The sequence below is a fragment of the Pseudomonas sp. S2_C03 genome, assembly GCF_054668405.1.
In genome coordinates this window covers 5,105,073-5,119,967 of record NZ_CP162766.1, presented here as the reverse complement: position 1 = coordinate 5,119,967, position 14,895 = coordinate 5,105,073, and the positions used below count along the sequence as shown (strand labels likewise).

Annotated in this window: 16 protein-coding genes and 1 tRNA gene; 8 read left to right on the top strand and 9 right to left on the bottom strand. The window is 59.8% G+C overall.

The genetic code is table 11. From position 1 onward, the window contains the following. Window positions 1-15: 15 nt before the first annotated feature. Window positions 16-996, bottom strand: a complete 981-nt coding sequence (locus AB4N64_RS23515) for an alpha/beta hydrolase family protein (RefSeq protein ID WP_460118964.1) — start codon at window positions 994-996, stop codon at window positions 16-18. A gap of 207 nt (window positions 997-1,203) precedes the next feature. On the opposite strand from AB4N64_RS23515, the gene AB4N64_RS23510 reads away from it, so the two are divergent. Next, window positions 1,204-1,653: a carboxypeptidase regulatory-like domain-containing protein gene (locus AB4N64_RS23510; protein WP_460118962.1), complete on the top strand. Its 450-nt coding sequence runs from the start codon at window positions 1,204-1,206 to the stop codon at window positions 1,651-1,653. A 20-nt stretch (window positions 1,654-1,673) separates the two neighbouring features. On the opposite strand, the gene AB4N64_RS23505 is transcribed toward AB4N64_RS23510, so the two are convergent. The 7 genes from AB4N64_RS23505 to panM all read right to left on the bottom strand — a co-directional run bounded on the left by AB4N64_RS23505 (window position 1,674) and on the right by panM (window position 7,776). After that, complete coding sequence (locus AB4N64_RS23505; protein WP_460118960.1) at window positions 1,674-2,465, bottom strand: TSUP family transporter; 792 nt, start codon at window positions 2,463-2,465, stop codon at window positions 1,674-1,676. A 58-nt stretch (window positions 2,466-2,523) separates the two neighbouring features. After that, complete coding sequence (locus tag AB4N64_RS23500) at window positions 2,524-2,817, bottom strand: hypothetical protein (RefSeq protein WP_460118958.1); 294 nt, start codon at window positions 2,815-2,817, stop codon at window positions 2,524-2,526. Between the two features lie 735 nt (window positions 2,818-3,552). After that, window positions 3,553-3,628: transfer RNA gene (locus AB4N64_RS23495), tRNA-Phe, on the bottom strand. 102 nt (window positions 3,629-3,730) lie between these two features. Next, the gene (locus tag AB4N64_RS23490; RefSeq protein ID WP_003220737.1) at window positions 3,731-4,003 is read right to left on the bottom strand and encodes an oxidative damage protection protein; all 273 of its coding nucleotides are present in this window, start codon (window positions 4,001-4,003) and stop codon (window positions 3,731-3,733) included. Continuing rightward, on the bottom strand, window positions 4,000-5,067 hold the full coding sequence (mutY, locus tag AB4N64_RS23485) for an A/G-specific adenine glycosylase (protein WP_460118956.1): 1,068 nt from the start codon (window positions 5,065-5,067) through the stop codon (window positions 4,000-4,002). Before mutY ends, AB4N64_RS23490 begins: the two co-directional genes overlap by 4 nt. Next, complete coding sequence (locus tag AB4N64_RS23480) at window positions 5,064-7,295, bottom strand: AsmA family protein (RefSeq protein WP_460118954.1); 2,232 nt, start codon at window positions 7,293-7,295, stop codon at window positions 5,064-5,066. The genes mutY and AB4N64_RS23480 overlap by 4 nt, the downstream gene beginning before the upstream one ends. 76 nt (window positions 7,296-7,371) lie before the next feature. Beyond that, on the bottom strand, window positions 7,372-7,776 hold the full coding sequence (gene panM, locus AB4N64_RS23475) for an aspartate 1-decarboxylase autocleavage activator PanM (RefSeq protein WP_460118952.1): 405 nt from the start codon (window positions 7,774-7,776) through the stop codon (window positions 7,372-7,374). A 225-nt stretch (window positions 7,777-8,001) separates the two neighbouring features. Here panM and AB4N64_RS23470 point away from each other — a divergent pair, with 225 nt between their 5' ends. The 7 genes from AB4N64_RS23470 (at window position 8,002) to AB4N64_RS23440 (ending at window position 14,042) form a co-directional block, all read left to right on the top strand. Further along, window positions 8,002-9,666 carry an OFA family MFS transporter gene (locus AB4N64_RS23470; RefSeq protein ID WP_460118950.1) on the top strand — a complete coding sequence of 555 codons (1,665 nt, stop codon included), beginning with the start codon at window positions 8,002-8,004 and terminating at the stop codon, window positions 9,664-9,666. Between the two features lie 298 nt (window positions 9,667-9,964). Beyond that, a complete protein-coding gene (gene hisB, locus AB4N64_RS23465; RefSeq protein ID WP_024778052.1) occupies window positions 9,965-10,558 on the top strand; it encodes an imidazoleglycerol-phosphate dehydratase HisB in 594 nt (197 codons plus the stop codon). Next, window positions 10,558-11,196 (top strand): imidazole glycerol phosphate synthase subunit HisH, encoded by a 639-nt coding sequence (gene hisH, locus AB4N64_RS23460; protein WP_460118948.1) that lies wholly within the window; start codon window positions 10,558-10,560, stop codon window positions 11,194-11,196. The genes hisB and hisH overlap by 1 nt, the downstream gene beginning before the upstream one ends. Beyond that, a complete protein-coding gene (locus AB4N64_RS23455) occupies window positions 11,197-11,454 on the top strand; it encodes a DUF2164 domain-containing protein (RefSeq protein WP_460118946.1) in 258 nt (85 codons plus the stop codon). It begins immediately after the preceding gene. 98 nt (window positions 11,455-11,552) lie between these two features. Continuing rightward, on the top strand, window positions 11,553-12,302 hold the full coding sequence (gene hisA, locus AB4N64_RS23450) for a 1-(5-phosphoribosyl)-5-[(5-phosphoribosylamino)methylideneamino]imidazole-4-carboxamide isomerase (RefSeq protein WP_460118945.1): 750 nt from the start codon (window positions 11,553-11,555) through the stop codon (window positions 12,300-12,302). Between the two features lie 92 nt (window positions 12,303-12,394). After that, window positions 12,395-13,165 (top strand): imidazole glycerol phosphate synthase subunit HisF, encoded by a 771-nt coding sequence (hisF, locus tag AB4N64_RS23445; protein ID WP_007897430.1) that lies wholly within the window; start codon window positions 12,395-12,397, stop codon window positions 13,163-13,165. 121 nt (window positions 13,166-13,286) lie between these two features. Next, window positions 13,287-14,042: a substrate-binding periplasmic protein gene (locus AB4N64_RS23440; RefSeq protein WP_460118943.1), complete on the top strand. Its 756-nt coding sequence runs from the start codon at window positions 13,287-13,289 to the stop codon at window positions 14,040-14,042. A 75-nt stretch (window positions 14,043-14,117) separates the two neighbouring features. Here AB4N64_RS23440 and AB4N64_RS23435 read toward each other — a convergent pair whose 3' ends face one another. Beyond that, on the bottom strand, window positions 14,118-14,894 hold the full coding sequence (locus AB4N64_RS23435) for a divergent polysaccharide deacetylase family protein (protein WP_460118941.1): 777 nt from the start codon (window positions 14,892-14,894) through the stop codon (window positions 14,118-14,120). Window position 14,895: the final 1 nt, after the last annotated feature.

Here is a 14,895-nt window from a genome sequence, read left to right as displayed (position 1 = left end):
GTTGATCCGTATGCGTTATGAGGACTGTCTGCGCGGCACCAGCCGCCCGGGAGTGTCGGGGGCCAGTTCGCCGCTTCGCAGCCAGGACAATGCGATGGGCCATAGTGTGGCTTGGTATGCGCTGCGAAAAAAGGCGAAATGTCCGACTTGTTGCTCGGCGATGTCTTCTGGAGCGATGCGCAAATGGGTACTGGTACCGCCCGTGAAATAGCCGAGCAGGCGTTCGATGGCCGGGATTGTACCGTAGGGATCGTCTGTAACGCTGATTGCCAGGGTTTTCGCGGCCATTGTCGCGAAGGGCAGGGCACCGAGTCGGTCGATGAGCGCGCGACCGCTTGGACGCGTTTCATAGCGGCGGGTGGGCGTACTCCAGTCACGGACGACCCCAGCCGGCGTGTCTTCGAGCCAGCCAAGACGTTTACCGGGGAAAAAACCGCAGAACATTGTGATCAGCGGCATCATCACATGCCATTTACCGAACATCCGCCAGCGATGAGCCGGCGCATAGTCGCGCCAGTAAGCGAATTGCGCGCCGACGGTCACCAGGCGCCGGATGACATGCCCGGACGCCCCCAGGCCCGCCGCACAGCCGCCGAAGCTGTGGCCGACAACGTCAATGGGCTGGCCGGGGAATTCGCGCTGGGCGCGCTTGAGCATCGCCTCGAAATCCAGCGCACCCCAGTCGGACCACGACGCCTTCAAGCCTTTCAGCGACTCGGGCCGCGATTCGCCGATGCCGCGGTAGTCGTAGGTGATGACATCGAAGCCATTGGCAAACAGGTAATCGGCGAAGCGCGAATAGTGCCGGCAGCGCACCGAGGTGGCGGCGTTGATGATCACCACCGGGCGTATCGCGTCGGGACTTGCGTGTCGCCAGGTAAAGCCGCCGAGGATGATGCCGTCTGCGGCGGTTTCCTTGAACGGAGTGGGGGAGGCGCAGGTTGGCAGCGGCGAGGCAATTTGCGTGGGCGCCAGTGAAATGTCCTGCGAGTTCATCACATGCAGACCTCTACGGGGAGTTGCCAACGATAGCCCTGGAGCGGTGGTTGAACAATCCATCCGGTTTCGCAGGATCGCTGCGACAGGTTCAACCTGTAGTCCAATTCGCAGTGACCCCAAGTACTAATCAATCTAAAACTTGGGCGCGCCGCAGCCAATCCAAAGAGGTAACGGTTGGGCTCCATGGAGCCCGGGAGTCGTCCCATGAAACGTTCCCTTGCAGTCATTCTTCCCCTCGCTGCCGTTGGCCTGTTGATGTTCTCGGTCGCGCTGGAGGCCGCGAGCTCTGAGCCTTTCGACAATGCCGGTGTGCAGATCCAGCGGCAGGAGCAAAACGGAGTGGCTTATCTGTCCGGCGGTATCGGCGAGGACGAGGCGAAGGCCATCCAGCACGCGACGGGTTATAACCTGCACATGACCTTTTCCATTGGGCCTGAGGGCAAGTATGTGCCTGACGTCGATGTGGTGGTGCAGAAGGCACAAGGGCCGACAGTGTTGACGCTGAGCCAGGCCGGCCCCTTGGTCTATGTGCAATTACCACCCGGCAAATACATGGTGGTTGCAACCCGTGGGGGGGAGGCACGGCACAGCGCGGCGGAAGTCACCAACGGCGTGGCACGCAATCTTGTTTTTCACTGGAGTGGTGACGAGTGAAGCAAGTGCTATAGCGAAAGTCAGGGCGCGCCCACCACCTGCATTAATGCGACGCGCAATGGATTGGTTTCCACGCTCAGGAGCTTGATGGCCAAGGCGCAACACACCACGATCAACATGGGCTTGATCAATTTCGGGCCCACCCGTACAGCGGCGCGGGCACCCAATTGTGCACCTACGCAGGCGGCTGCAGCCATCGCGATTGCTATCGGCCAGACGATCACGCCTTTGGTGATAAAGACCGCCAGTGATCCTAGGTTGCAGGAGGCGTTGGCGAGTTTGGTAAAGCTCATGGCTCGCATCATTCCCAATCCACAAAGCAATACAAAACCGACGATGAAGAACGAGCCTACGCCGGGGCCGAATATGCCGTCATAGAATCCCAGGATGGGTGCCACCGTGAACGAAAACAGCAGAACGCCGATTCTTTTGCGCCGATCTTCGTTGGCCAGCTTCGGAGTGAGTGCGAAATAAACGGCGACTAGGATCAGCATGATCGGTACGGTGATCTCCAGGTATCGTTTATCCACTGAGCTGACGAGCAATGCGCCACTGGCCCCGCCGATAAATCCGCAGAAAATCAGAAAGCGACCATTGCGCCACTCGATCATCCCCTTGCGGGCAAAGGCGGCCGTTGCCGATAGCGTCGCCGAAGCGGCCTGAAATTTATTCGTCGCGATTGCGCTGATGGGATCAACGCCGGCCAGAAACAAGGCAGGTAGAGTGATCAACCCTCCACCTCCCGCAATTGCATCAAAAAATCCGGCGCAGAATGCGACGAGCGCCAACAGGCCAATTACATCCCAAGACATTCCATTTCCTCTTTCGCAGCACTTGATCACATGATTGGTTTGTTCACTCCCTGCCGACTTAACCTTGCAGCAGCAATGGGTCTTCTGAAATAACGATCGGGGATGAGAACTTGGAAAGCCCGAAAATTCGAACTAGAACCCGACTATTGTTTTTGATCACATCGCGGCAGTGCAGGGCGCGAGTGTTGTTGATGATCATGGCTGACTCCTGGTTGAGCATGTATTCGGTCGGAGGCGCCTCGGTATGCGGGCCAAGGGCCAGACCGGAATGGGTGCTGATTTCTTTGTGATCTGGCTCGTCGGGGATTCTGGTCAGCCCGCCGCCCTTGAAGTTAGCGACCAACCGAATCATCTTCCCTTCGTTATCCATGTCATAGGCGAAGGCTTTATGGTCGACCAACTCGAGCAGAATCTGATTCCTGGCTGCCAGCCATAGAACGTCGTGTCGGTTCTCCAGCGATCTCAGGTTCGGTAGTTCATGGGGAGGAGGGGGGAATCAGCGATCGTTCGCAGTCCCTCAAAGACCAACACGCAAACATGGCCTTCGGAATAGGCTCGCAGCAGTTCGCTTTGTTGCTTCGAGCACGAGAGCTTTAAGGCAGTGGCTGCCAGAGCGGCTTTGGACCTCGCTCCCGACGTCTGTGGCCCCCCGATGCCGGCGAGCTCCTCGGCAAAATGGTGAATCAGCGTTGACTGCCGAGCATCAAAACGCAAAGTCCAGATGTCTGACTGCGTTGAAGACTCAGTGGTTTTTGCGCCAACTATCATCGCGTCGGTCATTGTCTACGTCCCAGTAGTGCAATCTGCTCCAGGTGATATGGCAGATCCTTGCTGATTCTGCTCAAGCCGAGAACGAGCGTATGTCGTCCATTTCCGTGAATGCACACGGAGCGCTCCGAAAGTCGCGAGAGATTGTTGGGAGGGGAAACCCCGAAGGCAACGAATAGCCCGGCAAAGCGTCTTCTGGTTTAGGGGGGAGAGCGTGATAGACGCTGCGTCAAAGGCTGTGCAGGAGGCTGGAGCGGTGACTTATCAAATCACAGGCATAAAAAAACCCTGAATCTTGCGATTCAGGGTTTTCGGTATTTGGTGCCCAGAGACGGAATCGAACCGCCGACACGGGGATTTTCAATCCCCTGCTCTACCGACTGAGCTATCTGGGCAACGGGGCGCATTAAACGGGTTTTTCAGGGGGTCGTCAAGCAAGTTTTCAAAAAAAATTTAATTATTACCGTCGCTTACGTTCCGACCCCGTTGCAATGGGGTTATTCAGCTGGCGGCACGTAGCCTTCGGCCTTGGCGTAATCTTCGCCCGAGAAGTACTTGTCCATTTCGCCCTGCAGGTATTTGCGATCCTCGGCGTTCATCATGTTCAGGCGCTTTTCGTTGATCAGCAGGGTCTGGTGTTTCTGCCAGTCGGCCCAGGCCTTGGCCGAGACGTGGTCGAAAATATCCTGGCCCTTGGCGCCCGGGAATGGAGCGCGCTCCAGGGCGGGCAATTCTTCTTTGTACTTGCGGCACATGATGGTGCGGGTCATGAGGACTCTCCTGCGTTCAATACGGCGGCCGCGCGTTCGAGCAAGGTTTTGACCGGGGCGGCAAGGCCCAGGCGCGGCGGGGTGGCGAGGTTATACCAGAGCCAGTCGGCCTCGGCCACGTGATGGCCGGCTTCCTGGACCTGGACCAGCCAGGGTTCGATGGACAACTGAAAGTGGCTGAAGGTGTGCACCAGGCTGGGCAGCGCCTGTTGCGCACCCAGTTCCAGCGAATGCTGTGAAGCCAGGTGCGGCAGGTCATCGAGGTCATCGAGTTCCGGCAGGCTCCAGAGCCCGCCCCACAAGCCCGTGGAAGGGCGACGATAAAGCAGGATCGCGCCTTCTTCGTTGGCGAGCATCGGCATCAACGTGCGCTTCTGTGGCACGGCTTTGCGCGGCTTGGGGATGGGGTAACGGGTTTCGAGGCCGAGCATATGCGCTTCGCAGCCCTTTTCCAGCGGGCACAGCAGGCAGCTGGGTTTACTGCGGGTGCAGAGCGTGGCGCCCAGGTCCATCATCGCCTGGGTATAGGCATTGACGCGATCCTGTGGCGTGAAGCGCTCGGCGGCGGCCCACAGTTGTTTCGCGACCTTCGGCTCGCCAGGGTAGCCTTCCTGGGCGGTAAAGCGCGCCAGCACTCGCTTGACGTTTCCGTCGAGGATCGGCGCACGCAGTCCCATGCTGATGCTGGCAATGGCGCCGGCGGTCGACAGGCCAATCCCCGGCAGCTCGACCAGTTTTTCCACATCACGCGGAAATTCGCCGCCGTACTCGGCAACGACGATCTTCGCGGTCTTCTGCAAATTGCGCGCGCGGGTGTAGTAACCCAGGCCGGTCCACAGGTGCAGCACTTCGTCTTCCGGCGCGGCGGCCAGGGCTTCGACGGTCGGCAAGGACGCCATGAACCGGTCGAAGTAATTCAGTACCGTGCTGACCTGGGTTTGCTGCAGCATGATTTCCGAGACCCACACCCGATACGGTGTGATGCCCTGTTGCCAGGGCAGGTCATGGCGACCGTGGCGGTCGAACCAGTCCAGCACCGCCGTTGAAAACTGCTCGGCTCTCATCGCTTGAACAGCCCCTTCAGTGCGTTTTTCAGTTCAGGGCTGACTTTGTCGCCAAGTTTCTCGTCGATTTTTTCGCTGATCTTGTCGCCAGCCAGTTTGCTCGCAACCTGGCCCATGCGTTCGTTATCAAGACGGCAGGCCTTGGCCCCCAGCTCCAGCGGGCCACGGCAACGCAGCGGCCACTCGATGCCGACAAACTTGTCGCCGACCTGGCAGGCGGGATCCGGCATGGCACTGGTGTCGCCCTCGACGATGATGCCGACCCGGTAATCCATGCCCAGGACGCGCAGGTCAATGTCACCGTCGCCGTTGACCGTCATGCCCGGGATGCGCACCTTCAGGTCCGGGTTGCTGGCCACCCCATTACGGAAGGTCAGGTTGCCCTTGAGTTCCTGGAAGGGGGTGTCCTTGCCGCGTGGTTCGCCGCTGAGGGACTTGCGGTTGAGGGTGGCGATGCCTTTGCACAGTTGCTGCTCCAGGTTGGCATTGAGCAGCACACCGTTGTTGATGACGAAACTGGCGTTGCCGTTGAGGGTGTCGATCAGGGCTTTCTGGCTGTTACCGGTGCCGGTCACATTGCTGTTGAGCGTGACCAGGCCCTTGACTGGCGGGTTCTTGCCCTGGCTTTCGAGGATTTTTTCCGCTGGTACTTTGCTGATGTTGGTCTGCAGGTTCAGGGTCGGCACGTCAGGGCGCACATCGAGGATGCCCTTGGCCTCAAAGTTGCCGTCGTACAGGTCACCGCGCAGGTTTTGCAGGGTCAAAAGTCCTTCTTTGCCATTGGCCTTGAGCACGGCGTTCTGGATTGGCAGCTTTTCCAGGGTGAGTTGGCCAAACGTCAGGTCGGCGTCAACGTCGAGTTTGCGCAGGCGCTCAACCGGTAGCAGTCGATCCGTGCTCCAGGCTTGCTTGGTGGGTTTGTCCGGCAGCGGTGTGCTGCCGCTGCCGGCGAGGGCATCGGCTTCGGTGCTGGCCACTTCGGCCTGGCGCACTTGCTTGGCGCTGTTGGCTTCGACGGATTTTGGCGGCAGATAGCGGTCGACGCTGAACGTGTCGGCCTTGAGCACTGCGCGCAGCGATTGCTTGGCGAAATCCTCGACGGCAATGCGCCCGCTGAAGGTGCTGTCGTCGATTTTCAGGTTGATGTTGTCCAGCGACAGGCTGGTCGGCGTGGCGGCAACGCGGCTCACCAGTTCGACTTTGCTCAGGCTGCCCTCGGCCATGGCCGGCAGTTGCTGGCCAATACTGTCGACGAACTTCGCCAGGTCCAGTTGCGCAATCGAAACGCCGCCATTGATTTGCGGGGTCTTGTCGAGGTCGTTGACCTTCAGCTCCCCCAAGGCGCGCAGTTGATTGGCGGAAATCTTGATGCCTGTCCATTCGGCGACGTTCGCTGCTTTATCCAGCAGCAATTGCCCTTGGGCGGCGAAGGTCACGGTCTTGCCCTGTAGCGGGTCGCCAGCGACTTCGCCGGACAGCTTCATGTCTTCGAATTTGTAGCGTTGCAATGCGCGTTCAAAGCGCAGCTCGCCATTGAGTTCTGTGCGCACCCGCAGAACGGGTTGATTGCTGCCGAGGAAGGCGGTGAGCTTGACCGGAATATTGGTGGAGTCATGAACGGGGCCGGTGCTCAGCTGGATGCTTTCGGCGCTGAACTGCTTGCCGGTCTGTTCGTCGCTGTATTCGACGCGGGCGTTGTTGACGGTCAGGCTGTCGATGTCCAGGCGAATCGGCTGCGCCGGTTTTTCCGCTTGGGCCGTGGTCGGTTGCGCGGGTGGAGTTTCGCCCGCAGGTGCGGCAGGCGTGGTCGTACTGGCGGTTGCCGGGACCTTGCCGATGTCTTCCCAGTTGCCGTGGCCGTCCTTGTCGCGGTTCAGGCGCAGGTTCAGGCCTTCGACCCGCACGTCACTCATCTGCACTTCACGACGCAGCAACGGCAAGACGCGCACCGACAGGCCGAGCATCTGCAGGTCGGCGAAAGGCTCGGTGGGTTTGGCCAGGGTTGCGACGCTGGCATCGTGCAATTCCAGGCCAAGCCAAGGGAACAGACTCCAGCCAATGTCGCCATTGAGCGTCAGCTCGATGTGGGCCTTGTTGCGGGCAATCTGGCGAATTTCGTCTTTATAGTCGTTGGGATCGAAGAGGTGGGTCAGGGCAAAGCCCAGCGCCACAATGATCAGCAACAGCCCGAGAAGTACCAGACCCAGGATTTTGCCGAACGCTTTCATGGGCGAGTCCTTGTATTAGTCGAATTCGAATTTAGCCGGGGAGTATAGCGCTCCAAAGTGGACGACCGGTCATCGATCAATCCGGCGACACATCCAGCGGCACTTTCAGTTTGGCAGCCAGCGCCTGGGCTTCAAGGTGCCCGGCGGGTGCCAGCAGGCGTAATGCCGCACCCGATTGCGACGCCATTTTCTGCGCTTCGTTCACCAGTCGTTCGGCCACTCCGCGGCGGCGGGTCACTTTTCGCACGCAAAGTTGTGAGAGCTTCCAGACCTCCCCATGTCTCTGCAGGCGTGCCGCGCCCAACAGTCGGTCGTTGAAACGACCGCCGATCAGCGAGCCGTCCTTGAGGCAGCTTTCGATGAGTTGCACATCATCGGCAAACGGGGCGAACAGCCACTCTGGCGCGTCGCGATAGATCTTCTGCAGATCCTGCTGATCCTGGGCGGTGGCCTGTTTCAGCGACTCGATGATGATCGGCATGACGGTTCCTTGAGAGGTACGAAAACAGATGACGTTGCAAAAGTGATATCAGATTGCTTTTTCTGTCACGCGCAAATGTTACCCTCTGCGGGTTCGTCCGTCCTTCTGCGACCCCATGTCGCACCAAAATGGAGCTTCACCCCGCAAAATAACAGTCATGCGTGCGCATAAAGGCTGGGGGTGAGGAGTGGCTGGCGAACCATTCTAATAATTGGGGGATACCTAATGAGCACTAGCACCACGGCGGACGGCTATAGCGCCGACAAGCCCTCGTTCCTGTCCAAGGAACGCATTATCGCCAAGCCCGGTTTCAACCGTTGGCTGGTACCACCGGCCGCTCTGGCCATCCACCTTTGCATCGGCATGGCCTATGGTTTCTCGGTGTTTTGGCTGCCGCTGTCCAAAGCACTGGGCGTCACCAAGGCTGTAGCCTGCGAACCTGACATGAGCTTCATCGCGCAGGTTTTCTCTTCGCAATGCGACTGGCCGATCTCGATGCTCGGCTGGATCTACACCCTGTTCTTCATCTTCCTGGGCTGCTCTGCAGCGATCTGGGGTGGCTGGCTGGAGCACGCCGGTCCACGCAAGGCGGGCGTTGTTTCCGCACTGTGCTGGTGCGGCGGCCTGCTGATTTCGGCGCTGGGCGTATACACGCACCAGATCTGGCTGATGTGGATCGGTTCCGGGGTCATTGGTGGTATCGGCCTGGGCCTGGGCTACATCTCGCCGGTGTCGACCCTGATCAAGTGGTTCCCGGACAAACGAGGCATGGCGACCGGTATGGCCATCATGGGCTTCGGTGGTGGTGCGATGGTCGGTGCGCCACTGGCTGCCGCCCTGATGGGCCACTTCGCTTCGCCAACCAGCGTGGGCGTGTGGCAGAGCTTTTTGGTGATGGCTGCGATCTACTTCGTGTTCATGATCGGTGGCGCGCTGTCCTATCGTGTTCCGCCAACCGGCTGGAAGCCTGAGGGCTGGACCGCGCCGGCAAAAAAAGCCTCGAACGCGATGATCACCCATCGTCACGTGCACGTGAATGTGGCGTGGAAAACCCCGCAATTCCGTCTGGTCTGGCTGGTGCTGTGCCTGAACGTTTCGGCGGGTATCGGCATCCTGGGCATGGCGTCGCCACTGTTGCAGGAAGTGTTCGGCGGCAAGCTGCTAGGCAATGACCTGCCGTTCGGCCAGCTGGACGCGGGTCAACTGGCCTCGATCGCGGCCATCGCTGCCGGTTTCACGGGTCTGCTGAGCCTGTTCAACATCGGCGGCCGGTTCTTCTGGGCATCGTTCTCGGACTACCTGGGTCGCAAAAACACCTACTTCGTGTTCTTCGCATTGGGTTTTGCCCTGTACGCGCTGATTCCGAACCTGGGTCACCTGGGCAACGTCGCGCTGTTCGTGGCGGCGTTCTGCATCATCCTGTCGATGTACGGCGGTGGTTTCGCTACCGTTCCAGCCTATCTGGCGGACCTGTTCGGTACGCAAATGGTTGGCGCAATCCACGGTCGACTGCTGACTGCCTGGGCGGCGGCGGGCGTACTGGGTCCGGTGCTGGTGAACTACCTGCGTGAGTATCAGTTGAGCATCGGCGTTGAACGCGCCGCCGCCTATGACATCACCTTGTACATCCTCGCCGGCCTGCTGGTGCTGGGCTTCATCTGCAACATGCTGGTGCGTCCGGTAGCCGACAAGTACTTCATGACCGACGCTGAACTGGCGGCCGAACAGGCGCTGGGCCACGATAAGGGTGCTGACGCCAGCACCGTGCTGGAGTGGAAAGCGTCTCCAGGCACCAAGCCGTTGGCGATCGCTGCCTGGCTGGTGGTGGGCATTCCGTTGGCATGGGGCATCTGGGTGACCCTGCAGAAAACGGCGGTGCTGTTCCACTAAGCGATTTGGCCCGGGCCTTACGGGTTCGGGCCAGTCCTGTGAACCAAAACCTGTAGGAGCGGGCTTGCCCGCGATAGCGGTCTGACAGTCAAAGAAGAGTTGACTGAAACACCGCTATCGCGGGCAAGCCCGTTCCTACAGTGGTTTTCACATCCCCGGTTCGCAGCTTGTACGCACATGTACATCCCCGACCAGCGGGATTTCTATCCGTCAGTGATATCACCTCCCGTGTATCTGTTTGCCGCCCGCGCGCCTATAATGGTTGCCTTTTTCGCCCAATGATTTTGCGGAGCTGGTGATGGCCGAACGTAAGGCGTCTGTCGAGCGCGACACTCTGGAAACCCAGATCAAAGCCTCGATCAACCTGGATGGCACCGGCAAGGCCCGGTTTGACATCGGTGTTCCTTTTCTTGAGCACATGCTCGACCAGATCGCCCGTCACGGGCTGATCGACCTGGATATCGTCAGCAAGGGCGACCTGCATATCGACGACCACCACACCGTGGAAGACGTCGGTATCACCCTGGGCCAGGCGTTCACGCAGGCTATCGGTGACAAAAAAGGCATTCGTCGCTACGGCCACGCCTACGTGCCGCTCGATGAAGCGCTGTCGCGCGTGGTCATCGACTTCTCTGGCCGTCCGGGCCTGCAGATGCATGTTCCGTATACCCGTGCCACCGTCGGCGGTTTCGACGTTGACCTGTTCCAGGAGTTTTTCCAGGGCTTCGTCAACCACGCCAACGTCACGCTGCACATCGACAACCTGCGCGGCCACAACACCCACCACCAGATCGAAACCGTGTTCAAGGCCTTTGGCCGCGCCCTGCGCATGGCCGTCGAGCTCGATGACCGCATGGCCGGTCAGATGCCATCGACCAAGGGCGTCCTGTAATGCAGACGGTTGCGGTAATCGATTACGGCATGGGTAACCTGCACTCGGTGGCCAAGGCCCTCGAGCACGTGGGTGCCGGCAAGGTGCTGATCACCAGCGATGCCAACGTCATTCGCGAAGCCGACCGGGTAGTATTCCCGGGTGTTGGCGCAATTCGCGATTGCATGGCGGAGATTCGTCGCCTGGGCTTCGATACGCTGGTGCGTGAAGTCAGCCAGGACCGCCCGTTCCTCGGTATCTGCGTGGGCATGCAAGCCTTGCTCGACAGCAGCGAAGAAAACGGCGGCGTCGACTGCATCGGTCTGTTTCCCGGTGAAGTGAAGTTCTTCGGCAAGGACCTGCACGAAGACGGCGAGCACCTCAAAGTGCCACACATGGGCTGGAACCAGGTCAAGCAGGCGGTCAATCACCCGCTGTGGCATGACATTCCAGACATGGCGCGGTTCTACTTCGTGCACAGCTATTACATCGCCGCCGCCAACGCGCGACAGGTGGTGGGCAGCGGTCACTACGGTGTCGATTTCGCCGCCGCGCTGGCCGATGGCTCGCGTTTCGCGGTGCAGTTCCACCCCGAGAAAAGCCATACCCATGGCCTGCAATTGCTGCAGAACTTCGCGGCGTGGGACGGGCGCTGGTAAATGGCCGTCAAGAAGAAGCCGCCGATCCTGACCCTCACGCCCGAACAGGAGCGTGAGGCCAATCAAAAGATCCAGCGCTTCATGGAGGATCGCTTCGAACTGGACCTGGGTTCGTTCGAAGCGGCCGAAATCCTTGAGCTGTTTACCCGTGAAATTGCTCCGCATTATTACAACAGGGCGATTTTCGATGTGCAGGCGCACCTCAAGGAGAGGTTCGAAAGCATCGAAAGCGACTTGTGGGCGCTTGAAAAGAATTAGCAGCTGCAAGCCGCAAGCTTCAAGCTGCAAGAACTTGTGTGCCGCTCGCTTGCAGCTTATGGCTTGCAGCTAGCAGCTCTTTTGACGAAGGAAAAAGCATGCTCATTATTCCCGCTATCGATCTTAAAGACGGTGCCTGTGTTCGTCTGCGCCAGGGCCGCATGGAAGATTCCACGGTGTTCTCCGATGACCCGGTGAGCATGGCTGCCAAGTGGGTGGAGGGCGGTTGCCGCCGTCTGCATCTGGTCGACCTGAACGGCGCCTTCGAAGGTCAGCCGGTCAACGGTGAGGTGGTCACGGCCATCGCCAAGCGCTACCCGAATCTGCCGATCCAGATTGGTGGGGGCATCCGTTCCCTGGAAACCATCGAGCACTACGTCAAGGCAGGCGTGAGCTACGTGATCATCGGCACCAAGGCCGTGAAAGACCCGGCCTTCGTTACCGAAGCCTGCCGTGCGTTCCCGGGCAAGGTGATCGTCGGCCTCGACGCCAAGGACGGTTTCGTCGCCACCGACGGCTGGGCTGAAATCAGCACCGTTCAGGTGATCGACCTGGCCAAGCAGTTCGAAGCCGATGGCGTGTCCGCCATTGTTTACACCGACATTGCCAAAGACGGCATGATGCAGGGCTGCAACGTACCGTTCACCGCCGCGCTGGCCGCTGCCACGAAGATCCCGGTGATTGCGTCCGGTGGCATCCACAACCTGGGTGACATCAAGTCGCTGCTCGACGCCCGCGCACCCGGCATCATCGGCGCGATTACAGGCCGCGCGATTTACGAGGGCACTCTGGATGTCGCTGAGGCTCAAGCGTTCTGTGATGGCTACGCGGCCAGCTCCAAGCTGTAAGCTCCAAGCTGCAAGTTAGAAGCGCGACGCGATCTGCTTCTACTTGCAGCTTGTAGCTTGAAGCTTGCAACTCTTAATCGGAGATTAAGCCTATGGCTTTAGCCAAGCGCATCATCCCCTGCCTGGACGTAGACAACGGCCGGGTCGTCAAAGGTGTGAAGTTCGAGAACATCCGCGATGCCGGCGATCCGGTGGAAATCGCCCGTCGTTATGACGAGCAGGGTGCCGACGAGATTACCTTTCTCGACATCACTGCCAGCGTCGATGGCCGGGACACCACGCTGCACACTGTCGAGCGCATGGCTAGCCAGGTGTTCATCCCGCTGACCGTCGGCGGTGGTGTGCGCACCGTGCAGGACATCCGTAATTTGCTCAATGCGGGCGCGGACAAGGTCTCGATCAACACCGCCGCAGTATTCAACCCGGAGTTCGTCGGCGAAGCGGCGCAGCATTTTGGTTCGCAGTGCATCGTCGTGGCCATCGACGCAAAAAAGGTATCCGGGCCAGGCGAAACGCCGCGCTGGGAGATCTTCACCCACGGCGGCCGCAAGCCGACCGGTCTCGACGCCGTCGAATGGGCGAAAAAGATGGAAGGCCTGGGAGCCGGTGAAATCCTCCTGACCAGCATGGACCAGGACGGCATGAAAAACGGTTTCGACTTGGGCGTAACCCGTGCGATCAGCGATGCGCTGGGTATTCCGGTGATCGCTTCCGGTGGTGTCGGCAACCTGCAACACCTGGCCGACGGTATTCTCGAAGGCCATGCCAGTGCGGTATTGGCGGCCAGCATTTTCCACTTCGGTGAATACACCGTGCAGGAAGCCAAGGCCTATATGGCCCATCGCGGTATCGTCATGCGCTGACTGCCAAAGCCTCGGAACACGATGTTCCGAGGCTTTGCTGTGCAATGAGATCAAAAGGCCAGTAGACAGCGCCACACGCTCAGGGCACTCTTGGGTACGCCATGGATTTCGGTAGCCTGACATGATCAAACGCCTGCTTCTTGCTCTCGCCAGCGTTTCCCTCCTGTTCGTCAATGGAGCCCACTCGGCAGGGAATCCCGATGCCGATCTGGTGTTGCTCACGGAAAACTTCCCGCCCTACAACATGGCCAAGAACGGCAAGAACTTTGCCCAGGACGAGAACATCAACGGCATCGCCGTCGACATCGTTCGCGAGATCTTCAAGCGCGCCGAAATTTCCTACAGTCTGACGCTGCGATTCCCTTGGGAGCGCATCTACAAGCTTGCCCTCGAGAAGCCGGGTTATGGCGTGTTCGTGATGGCGCGGCTGCCCGACCGCGAGAAGCTGTTCAAGTGGGTCGGCCCGATTGGTCCGGACGACTGGATCATGCTGGCCAAGGCAGACAGCAAGATCACCCTGGAAACCCTGGACGATGCGCGCAAGTACAAGATCGGTGCGTACAAAGGTGATGCGATCGCCGAGACCCTGGCCAAGCAGGGACTGAAACCGATTGTCGTACTGCGCGATCAGGACAACGCGAAGAAACTCACCAGCGGCCAGATCGATCTGTGGGCGACCGGTGACCCGGCGGGGCGCTACCTGGCGCGCCAGGACGGCGTGACGGGGCTTAAGACGGTATTGCGCTTCAACAGTGCCGAGTTGTACCTGGCGCTTAACAAGGACGTGCCGGACGAAACCGTCGCCAAACTACAAGCCGCGCTGGATCAGTTGCGCAAGGATGGCGGCGTCGACGAGATCATGGCGCGGTATCTCTGATTAACTCTGTTCCCTGTGGGGCGGCGGTGCGACGACTCGACTTGCCCGCTCCCACAGGAAAACAGTATCAAGTAGTCAGCGATAAACCCCATCCTTCCCATGCCCCGCCATCGCCTTGTTGCTGCGCACGCTGATCATCAGCTTGATGTCGATCCAGTCAATGCCCTGCGCCTTGAGCTTGGGCAGCTCACGCTCCAGCACCGCCAGCGTCTGTGGGTAAGGGTGGCCGATCATCACCGCCGAACCCTGCTTGCGCGCCAGGCTTATCGCGGTCTGTAGCTGGGTGAAAATCGCCGCCTCGGTGCGTTCATCGTCCAGGAACACATCCCGTGAAACGCTCGCCAGGCCAATCTTCTGCGCCTGGGCCGCCGCCACCGTTTGAGCACTGGTACGGCTGTCGATGAAGAACTTGTGCCGTTGCTGCAAATCCGCCATCAACCAGGCCATGGCCGCAGGTTGTGCAGTCATGCGGCTGCCCATGTGGTTATTGATGCCTGCGGTATAGGGCACCCTCTTGAACGCCGCGTTCAGGCGTTTTTCCAGTTCTTCGATAGGTAACTCGGGATGCCACGCGAACGGGCCGGTGGCTGGGTCCATGGGCATGTGCAGGATGACGGTTTTGCCGGCGCGATGGGCTTCGCGGGCGAATTCGGTGGCATGGGGCGTGTCGGGCATGATCGCCGCCGTCACTGGGCCGGGCAGGGCCAGCACACGGCGATCCCGGGGCAGGCTCTGCCCCAGGTCATCGATGATCAGGCTCAGGTAGGCCTTTTGCGGGGTTGGGGTGGCGGGCGTTGCATGGGCAACACCCGCCAGGCAGGCCAACAGGCCGAGGAGCAACTGCAGGCGCATC